Here is a 9,505-nt window from a genome sequence, read left to right as displayed (position 1 = left end):
GTACAAATTGATATTGCAATTTACGAAATATACTTTTTAGATATTATGAGAAAAATTCTGGTAAAAATTCTGTATATGAGATTTCAGCCAGAGAGATAGAATATATTTATGGGGCATACCAAAATCCTTATAGAGATTATGGTGGTGATGAAATGGAAAGAGTTTATTTTTTGGAAATAATGGATAGAAAAGGCAATAAGCAGGAAATAGAGATTCAAGAATTAGAATTTAAGCCAAAAAAAACATATAGAATTGTTCAGGATTCATTAGGTAAAATACCATTTTATGATGAAGGAAAAAGAAAAATAAAGTATTAGATTATATTAATGAAACTTTAAAATGGATAGCAGAAATGTTATCCGTTTTTTATACAAGCAAGAAGTTTTACATGCAAAAACTAGGGCAAATAAGATAAGAATCAAAAGATATAAAAACGATTAAATATTGAATTTGAAAATAGCATGGTTATAAGGGACCTCTTATCTTCAAATTATGACCTTTTGTCAGAAATGGGATGCAGAATATTAGTATAGGTTCTATAATATAATCAGGAGGTGGAGGTAGGTATGAAAATTGATATCATAATTGATGAAACCATTGAAGAAACAAGGGTTAAAATATATGCCAGGGAGTATTCTAAGGAAGTTGAAACCATAAAAGATTTGCTAGCAGATAGATTAGTAGACAAGCTTGTTGCCTTTCGTGATAAGGAAGTTTTTATACTTTCATATGAAGAAATTATTAGAATATTCGCCCAAGATAAAAGTGTTTTTGTAAAGACAAAGAACGGAACTTTTTCATCAAGACTTACTCTTTATGAATTAGATCAGAGACTTGATAAAAAGAAGTTTATCAGGATATCTCGTTCAGACATTGTAAATCTCGACTTTGTAAAAAAGCTTGACTTGTCTTTTACAGGAACAATCGCAGTTGAACTTAACAACGGTGATGTTGCTTATGTTTCTAGGAGAAATTTAAAAAAATTTAGAAAGGCTCTCGGCCTATAAGGAGGACTTATGAAAAAAATTAAAGATTTGTTAGTTGGATTTTTAGCAGGTGTAGGAATAGGCGCCTTAGTCGAGGCAGTTTTATCTATGATAATTAAAGAAAATATAGTTGGAGTATCTGAATTTGTAGCAAGTCATGGACTAGGTTATGCAAAAATTATCCAATGCCTAGTATATGGTGGTTTTGGTTTGGTATCTGTCCTAATGGGAGCAATTTTCAAAAATAAAAATAGGGCAAGCTATTTAAATCAAACAATCCACTTTTGTGTAATGCTTATCTATTTTATCTTTGCAGGCCTTTACCTAAGGTGGTTTAATAATGATTTTTCTATTGTAATTTCCACCATTTACTTTGTTGGCATTTATTTACTAATATCTTACATCTTTTATCTTTATGAGAAAAATATGATAAAAAAAATTAACAATAAATTATAGAAACACAAAAATGGTCCCAAATCTGGGACCGTTTTGTTTTTAAAATTCTTTTGACTTATAGATCCTAGTTGAAATTTTAAATGAAAGAAAACTTATACATATGTTATTTTTGGAGATCATACTAAATCGATGAGGATTATACAAGTTATAATATTTAAACCAAGAACGATTAGAAATAAAAAAATTCTATAATATATAGCGTTGATGGTAACAAAAATGCTTTCAAAGTCGTAAGACTAAGAGGATTGATGTTACTGTCAGCGCTATTGTTCTTTATATGGAAAATATGTCAATAAATTGAAAAACATGTCAATTCCGTTGTATAATAAAGTCGACAAAAACCAAATAACAAAGGAGAATTGACATGTCATCTACGAGTATTATAGCAAAAATAATTGAAATTTACGATAGAAACATAGAATTTGATCAAGATTTCTTCAAAAATGAGACTATTAGAGGAATTGAACATACGGTCATTAAGGGCAAATTGACATATATACCTGACTCTTGTGACCATTGTAATGGAGAAAATAAGGACTATATGATTGTCAAAAACGGAAATCAAATCATGCATAAACATTGAGCTCGCTGAAAATGTATCCTTAAAACACATAGCATCTACCTACAGCGTGTCAACTGCAACAGTTCAGAGAGTTCTAAGGTCCAATGTTTTCAAGGTAAATAAACAATGTCTACCAGAGGTACTTGGAATAGATGAATTTAAATCAGGATTCTATTCCACCAGAGTTTGAGACTGCCATTAACACGCTATATGGTTACAAGGATGCTATCGTAAATTTTCTAGAAACAGGTTATACGAACGCTGTTGTAGAAGGGAACAACAATCTAATTAAATCGATGAAGAAGACCGTATTCGGCTTTAGAAGCTTTCAGAATATGAGATTAAGAGTACTATTAAGGAAAAAGATTCACATAAAGAAAAAAGACAACATCAAGGATACTATATGTATCCAAGATGCTGTCGCATAAATTTCGGATTTTATTCATCAACGATAGTTGACAAAGAACCCTTTTTTATACTTAAAATAAGGATGGAATAACACAACAAATTCTCTAAAACAAATCATTAAATCAATGTAAGATTGAATCGAATCAATATTTATGCTATAATTAAATAAATTTAATAAAGAGAAAAAGAGGGATATTATGGCACTTAACTATAAACCACTATGGATACAGTTAGCAAAAAAAGGGTTAAAGAAAACAGATGTAATAGCTATGGCAGGACTTACAACTAATGTTATGGCACAAATGGGAAAAAATAAGCCTATAACACTTAAAAACTTAGAAAGAATATGTAAGGCTTTAGAGTGTACGCCTAATGATGTATTTAGTTTTGATGATATTGAATAGTAGTTATTATAAGGAGAACATTTATGAAAATAGCAATGATAGAAGATGACAGTACAATATCTTTTGCTGTTTCTACTTTCTTGAAACGATATGATATGGAAGTGTCTATTTTAGATAGTTTAGCAGCTGCTGAAGAAATAGACTTAAAAAACTTTGACTTAATAATACTTGATGTGAATCTTCCTGATGGATCAGGTTTTGAATATCTAAAATGGTTAAGAGAGTTTTCAAGTATACCGGTGATCATGCTCACTGTAAAAAATGCAGATGAATATGTTTTAAAAGGTTTTGAAAACGGAGCAGACGAATATATTACGAAACCTTTTTCTTTGCCGATTTTAAAGGCAAGGATAGATAATCTTTTTAGAAGAAAAGATACGAATAATAACGAAATAGTATTTCATGAATTGAGTTTGAATTTAACCTCGATGACAGCGAAGTTAAATAATGAAAATTTAGAACTTAATAGACAAGAGTTTGCAGTTCTTGAACTTCTTTTAGAAAACAAAAATATAAATATCATCAGAGAAAAAATAATTGATTCTGTATGGGGATATGATCTGTATGAAGTAAATGATAATACACTAACAGTAACGATTAAAAGGCTTAGGAATAAGTTAAAAGACTACGGTAAGTATATAAAAACTGTAAGGGGATTAGGTTATATGTGGGAGGACAGTGACAATGAAAGAAAATAAAAGGTTTCTTTGTATAATCTTCCTAAATCTATTTTTGTCATTATTAATTGTTTATCTTAGTCCGAGATTCGATATAATCACTTTTATTTTTTTTGTTATTGCAAACGCAATCCTATTTGGATTACTTGTCTTGGATTATAAACATAGGGAAAAAAGGATAAAGAAAAGGATAGACGATATTTTTTTATTACTACACTCATTAGATACAAATATGGGAAATTATGAAGTGACAGACGATGAATTTGGAGGACTTAGAGACGAAATCATAAAAGTGATTGGTGAGAAAAAAGTTATAACTGATAAGGCTGTGAAATCAGAACAAATATTAAGAGAATATACTGAGGATATTGCTCATCAATTAAAAACTCCTTTGACCGGGATTTTACTTATGCTTGATTTGATGGAGGAAGATGAAGAGAATAAAAAAGACTATATCAATCGTATAAGAACAAGTAGTAATAGATTACATCAGCTAACTGATATTCTTTTAAAGTTAGCAGCCTTAGATTCAGGCACGATTAAGATGAAAAAAGAAAGTATTAGTGTAAAAAATTTAATTGATGAAGTTGTTACAGAAATGGAAATACTTTTTGCAAATAGAGATATTAAGATTCCTGTTGTAGGTGATGACTATAAATTGATTTGTGATAGAAAATGGACATATGAAGCAATTTATAACATCGTAAAGAACGGAATAGAAGCTTCTGAATCTAAAGGAATAAAGATATATTTAAAAGAAACCAATATTTATCAAAGTATCATTGTGGAAGATTTTAGTAAAGGAATATCTAAAGATAATCTGAAAAAAATATATCGAAGATTCTATAAAGAAAATAAAGATTCTAAAGGATATGGAATTGGTTTACCTATGGCGAAAACGATTATTGAAAAACAAAATGGTGAACTTATCTATACAAGAGGAAGAATATCTAATAGTTTTGAACTTAGGTTTTATAGGTAGTAGAGAAGACGAGTTGCCCTTATGTAGCTTGTCTTTTTTTGTTTCTTTCATTCAGTCACTTTCCAGTCACTTTGTGTTGGTATTTTATTTATAAACAAAGGAGGATTGATGCTATGAGTATTGTAAAAACGATTAATTTAACTAAAACATATGATTCAGGAGTAAAAGTAAATGCTCTTTCGGATGTAAATTTTGAGCTTCAAAAAGGAGATTTAGTAGCGATTATTGGCGATAGCGGTTCAGGAAAATCAACATTACTACATTTATTAGCCGGTGTAGATAAACCTACAAGTGGAGAGGTTTATATTCAAGATAAGAATATAACCAAATTGGGTAAAGAAGAACTTACTGTTTTTCGTAGTAGAAATATAGGAGTGATTTACCAGTTTTTTAACTTGATTCCTAATATCAGTGTTAGAAAAAATATATTATTACCTTTGCTTCTTGATAATAAAAGGGAAGATAAAAAATATTTTGATGAGATTATAACAACATTAGGAATAGAAGAAAAACTTGACCGATTTCCTAAGCAATTATCAGGTGGTGAGCAACAAAGAGTGGCTATTGCAAGAAGCCTTATTACAAGACCTGCGATTATTTTAGCCGATGAACCTACAGGTAACTTAGATAGAAAAAATTCAGAAGAAATAACTTCTTTATTTAGGCTTGTAAATAAGCGATTTGAGTCAACTATTATGATTATTACCCATGACGAAAAAGTAGCTAATTCATGTGATAAGGTTTATAGAATGGTTGATGGAAAGTTAAATCAGATGGAGGGTATAGGCTATGAAAATCATTAATGAACTCTCTTATTCTCAGATAACGACTAACAAAAAAGATACACTTGCAACCAGATTATCCATTTTTTTAGCAGTTGTTTTACTTGGTACTATTATCTTTATTATTGGAAGCGTTAAATCAGGACAATATCATGAAATAGTTTCTTCTGTAGGAGAATACCATGTTTCTTTTACAGATGTGAATACAAATATGATAGGTAAAATATTTGCTAATAAAGATATAGAAAAAGTTTCATTTGACAAAATGATTTCAACAGATTTAAACGCTACGATTATAGAAAAAGGGAATTATTTCAAGTGCTTAAAAGGATATGATATTGTTCGTGGTAGTAATATAAATACTGCTGGTGAATTGATTGCCCCAACTCGTTTTTTTCAAAAAAATAAAGATTATAAGATAGGTTCTACACTCAAAGTAAAGGATAAAGAATACACACTTGTAGGTGAATATTGTGACTATGAAAGTAGTTTTGAAGAAAGTGCTTTAATTGGATTGTTAACTGATGAAAGCAAAGGAAATATACTAAAAAATGCAGATGGTATAGAAGCCTATATCTGGTATAAGAATCCAAGAGATACGTATACCCTTACCAAGAAGCTCTTTGATGATTTTAAGATTGATTATAAAAAATCTATAGATACAGGAAGATTATATTTCAACAAGCCTATTTTAGAGTATAAAATGATCTATCCGTCTGGCATAATTCCACCTAAATCTGTAATGGCAGAGTGGGTTGAATCTTATGGAGCCTGCATAGTGCTAGTTTTCCTATTCGCTGTTATGATCTATGGTGCTTTTAATGTATGGAATAATAGGGATATAAAAGAATTAGCTTTACTTAAAAGTGTTGGAATGACAGAAAAACAAGTTAAAAAGATGATAAGGCAAAAGGCGGTTAAAATTGGTGTAGTGCCGATTTTAGCAGGTACTGTAGTGTCATATTTAACCGCAAATCTGCTATTTTATCTAATGTGGTTAAATAATTCTATTACTTATAAAAATATGTCTGATATATTTGGTGAAAAAATGAGGGCTACAGAATTTCACTTAGTTTCTGTTTCTTTTCCAACAATGTTTCTTATTTTAGTTTTATCATTTATAACAGTATATTTATCTGCAATTGTGCCAGCGAGAAAGAGTGCTAAACTTAATGTAATTGAGGGATTGACAGGAATTACTGGCGGGAAAATAAAGTATGGAAAATCTAAAATACACGGCAAGGTTGAGAAGACTTTGGCAAAAGATTATTTTAAAGCTTACAGTTCAACCTATAAAACAATTATTTTGGCGATGTTACTATCAGCGATGGTTATGACATTGGTATTAGTCTCTCAATCATATAGAACTGTCGATGAAACTTACGGAAAACATAAAGAACAATACAATTTTCAATCGCAGATATTTACAGATGTACAGATAAACAAGCAAATGCTCAGTGAATTGTATCAGTTAGATGGAATTGATGAGATGCATGTTTATGAGGACAAGAGCTTTAAATTTTATTTGAGTGATAATAAAGGATTTAATTCGGATGAATTAAAAAATGCTGTTGAATCAGGTAATAAAAGTATAGAGGATATGTATGTGAACATTATAGGTCTTTATAGGCAGGATTTTGATAATGTGATTCGTACAAATAAGTTAAGTGAAGAGACAACCTATATTCTATTGAATAAAACGCCTGACAAAAATAATACACCATATTCATTTAGAAAATATATTAGTCTGACAAATAGTGATAATAAAGACCTTGTACTTCGCTATAATGCAGATGGAAAAAAGATGCCGATTCATATTGATGGTTATATAAAAGATTTTCCTTTTGATTTAGATGCACAGAATCAAAAAGGTATATATGTATTTACTACAATGGAGAATCTCGAAAAATTTATTGAAGAACATGGACAAGACAAGGCTGATCCAACAAGGTACTATAACATTAAAGTTAAAGCTAAGGAAAAATTAGATAAAGTATCTGATAATTGTGAGCGAATTATATCTTCGTATATTCCTAAAAGTGACCATTCAACAACAAATGCTATTTTAAATCAAGCTTCTGATGAAGAACAAGTTAGAAATGAACATATGTTGAATTTCGGAATACAAATCATACTCATAATACTTGCTCTATCAAATGCATATAATAGTTTCCATGGTAATTTAAGGGCAAGAAAAAGAGAATTTCAGCTGCTTTCTACGGCAGGAATGACAAATAAGCAGATTAAAAAAATGATTTATGGAGAGTCTAAAATATTGTTTAGGGATGTAGCTATATTCTATATTGCTGTATTCATATTAGCTGTATTTGTGCGTTCTTATAGAAGTCAGTATGAGCTTGTTTTCGTATCAAAGGAGATACTATTAAATCTAAATTATGTACCAATTTTATTAATATTTGGAGTGATAGTATTAGGTGTCCTATTGGCAATTAGAAGTAGCATTAAGATGATACTGAATGATGATCTAAGTAATGCTATAAAAGAAATTTAAAAGGTTGATTGTATAATCAATTTGTACAACTGAATAAAAAAAATGATTCATTGCGAATCCTGTGTTAAAATAAGTATAATAATATTAATGGAGTATATAGTTGTAAAACCAATTCAACAAGCTTGAATTGGTTTTATGTGACTTTTGATTTTATGCACAAGCATAGTTTTATATAATCTAAATCATAAAAATATTTGGAAATGAGGTTTTTGAAAATATGAAGAGCAGAAACGAACGTAAAATTAATATTTTGTTAGCTGTATTTGTGGTAGTCGTAGTTATTAGTTTAAATATTTCTTGGATAGGTAGGTTTGTTAGCTACCATATTAAATTTTCGGATATGCCAAAAGTTGGGAGTCCTATAATTACAAAAGAAGATTATATATCAGATTTTGACTATGCATATGATGTTTTAAAAGAAACATACCCATATTTTGAAGTAAACAAAAAGCTAAGTGGAGTAGACTGGCTAGCTAATAGGGATAAATACAGGGCTGAAATTTCAAAATCTACGAGTGATTCAGATTTTTATAAGAAAATGAATGATATTTTAGAGGATTTACATAATGGACACACACATTTAATCAATGAAAAAGAAGGTCTTTCATACTATATGATATATAAGATGAATAGCTGGGGGTCCGATTTGATTGGTGAATTAGCAAGTGAGTATGAGTATCCGACAGCAAGAGCCAGATACAATATTAATAATGATACGGTAAAAGAAGCATTTAAAAAGCATGATTCTGATGACTATATGGATGATCTGTCAGGAAATGAGGGTAAAAGTAATGTTCAAGTTGGCGACATAAAGAAAGACCTAGCCTACATAAAAGTCAATGTGATGCAAAATGGACCTGGAATCGAAAAAGACGAGAAGGTAATTCTTCCATATCTAGAAAAGATTAAGAATTACAAGGCGTTGGTAATTGATATAAGGGGAAATGCTGGAGGTAATAGCTCTTATTACACAGATTTTTTATACCCTATCATAATAGATAAACCATATAGTGTTAAAAATTATTTGTTTATAAGGTCTGATAGAAACCCAAAAATCGTAGACATGATGGGATTTGAAAAGCTCAACGAGGTAACTATTAAGTCTTTTGGATTTCCAGCTCAAACAAAGGATATTTTAAAGGACTTTAATTTTTATAATCATGATTTAGAATATATTAAACCAAATAAAAATTCAATAAGATTCAAGGGTAATATATACTTGCTAGTTGACAAGGGGGTTTATAGTTCTGCAGAGGGCATGGCATCCTTTACTAAGGAGAGTGGTCTTGCCACTCTAGTTGGAGAGAAAACAGGGGGAGATGGCATAGGATTTGACCCAATGCAGGTACACCTACCTAAGACGGGCTATGTAATGAGGTATTCCTATAGTCTAGGAACAACAGAAAGTGGCCTTATAAATGAACTAGAGCAGACAAGGCCTGATATTGTTTGTAGTCCAGATACTAGCGGACCATTAATAAATCAACCTTGCATAAAAGAGATACTAAAAAGAGAGGGTAAGATATAAAATTTGTGAAATTGATAGAGGAGTAGTAAATAGTTGTCGTAGGTACACAAACCTAGTACGGAGTAATTGTTTACTGCTCCTTACTTGTGTGCGGATATAGAGAACTGATTTTATAGATATAGAGATGCGGACAGGGTTATATCTATAAGGGATGGAAGGTTGAATGATATATAGTATAAGATAGATAATATAAAAAGACCTGATCAAT

The 9,505-nt window shown here is 30.2% G+C and carries 11 protein-coding genes; all 11 read left to right on the top strand.

The genetic code is table 11. The annotated features are described in order from the left end of the window. Positions 1-152: 152 nt before the first annotated feature. Entirely contained in the window at positions 153-317 is a 165-nt protein-coding gene (locus HMPREF0631_RS10005; RefSeq protein WP_002843957.1) for a hypothetical protein, read from the top strand. Positions 318-566: 249 nt separating this feature from the next. Then, the gene (locus HMPREF0631_RS05510) at positions 567-1,007 is read left to right on the top strand and encodes a LytTR family DNA-binding domain-containing protein (RefSeq protein ID WP_002843950.1); all 441 of its coding nucleotides are present in this window, start codon (positions 567-569) and stop codon (positions 1,005-1,007) included. Between the two features lie 9 nt (positions 1,008-1,016). Continuing rightward, complete coding sequence (locus HMPREF0631_RS05505) at positions 1,017-1,442, top strand: DUF3021 domain-containing protein (protein WP_002843960.1); 426 nt, start codon at positions 1,017-1,019, stop codon at positions 1,440-1,442. Between the two features lie 364 nt (positions 1,443-1,806). Beyond that, positions 1,807-2,025: a hypothetical protein gene (locus HMPREF0631_RS05500; RefSeq protein WP_002843959.1), complete on the top strand. Its 219-nt coding sequence runs from the start codon at positions 1,807-1,809 to the stop codon at positions 2,023-2,025. A 131-nt stretch (positions 2,026-2,156) separates the two neighbouring features. Then, positions 2,157-2,432: a transposase gene (locus HMPREF0631_RS05495; RefSeq protein ID WP_002843954.1), complete on the top strand. Its 276-nt coding sequence runs from the start codon at positions 2,157-2,159 to the stop codon at positions 2,430-2,432. A gap of 177 nt (positions 2,433-2,609) precedes the next feature. Continuing rightward, positions 2,610-2,816 (top strand): helix-turn-helix domain-containing protein, encoded by a 207-nt coding sequence (locus HMPREF0631_RS05490; protein WP_002843958.1) that lies wholly within the window; start codon positions 2,610-2,612, stop codon positions 2,814-2,816. Between the two features lie 23 nt (positions 2,817-2,839). Continuing rightward, positions 2,840-3,514 (top strand): response regulator transcription factor, encoded by a 675-nt coding sequence (locus HMPREF0631_RS05485; protein WP_002843961.1) that lies wholly within the window; start codon positions 2,840-2,842, stop codon positions 3,512-3,514. Further along, entirely contained in the window at positions 3,501-4,475 is a 975-nt protein-coding gene (locus HMPREF0631_RS05480) for a sensor histidine kinase (protein ID WP_002843952.1), read from the top strand. The genes HMPREF0631_RS05485 and HMPREF0631_RS05480 overlap by 14 nt, the downstream gene beginning before the upstream one ends. A 113-nt stretch (positions 4,476-4,588) precedes the next feature. Then, on the top strand, positions 4,589-5,278 hold the full coding sequence (locus HMPREF0631_RS05475; protein ID WP_002843951.1) for an ABC transporter ATP-binding protein: 690 nt from the start codon (positions 4,589-4,591) through the stop codon (positions 5,276-5,278). Next, on the top strand, positions 5,265-7,769 hold the full coding sequence (locus tag HMPREF0631_RS05470; RefSeq protein ID WP_002843956.1) for an ABC transporter permease: 2,505 nt from the start codon (positions 5,265-5,267) through the stop codon (positions 7,767-7,769). The genes HMPREF0631_RS05475 and HMPREF0631_RS05470 overlap by 14 nt, the downstream gene beginning before the upstream one ends. A gap of 217 nt (positions 7,770-7,986) precedes the next feature. Next, positions 7,987-9,297 carry a S41 family peptidase gene (locus HMPREF0631_RS05465; protein WP_002843949.1) on the top strand — a complete coding sequence of 437 codons (1,311 nt, stop codon included), beginning with the start codon at positions 7,987-7,989 and terminating at the stop codon, positions 9,295-9,297. Positions 9,298-9,505: the final 208 nt, after the last annotated feature.

Origin of the sequence: Peptostreptococcus anaerobius 653-L, from assembly GCF_000178095.1 — a bacterium.
GTDB classification, from domain to species: Bacteria; Bacillota; Clostridia; order Peptostreptococcales; family Peptostreptococcaceae; genus Peptostreptococcus; species Peptostreptococcus anaerobius.
Note: the sequence above shows the minus strand (reverse complement) of the source record. Positions and strands in the feature narration are given on the sequence as shown.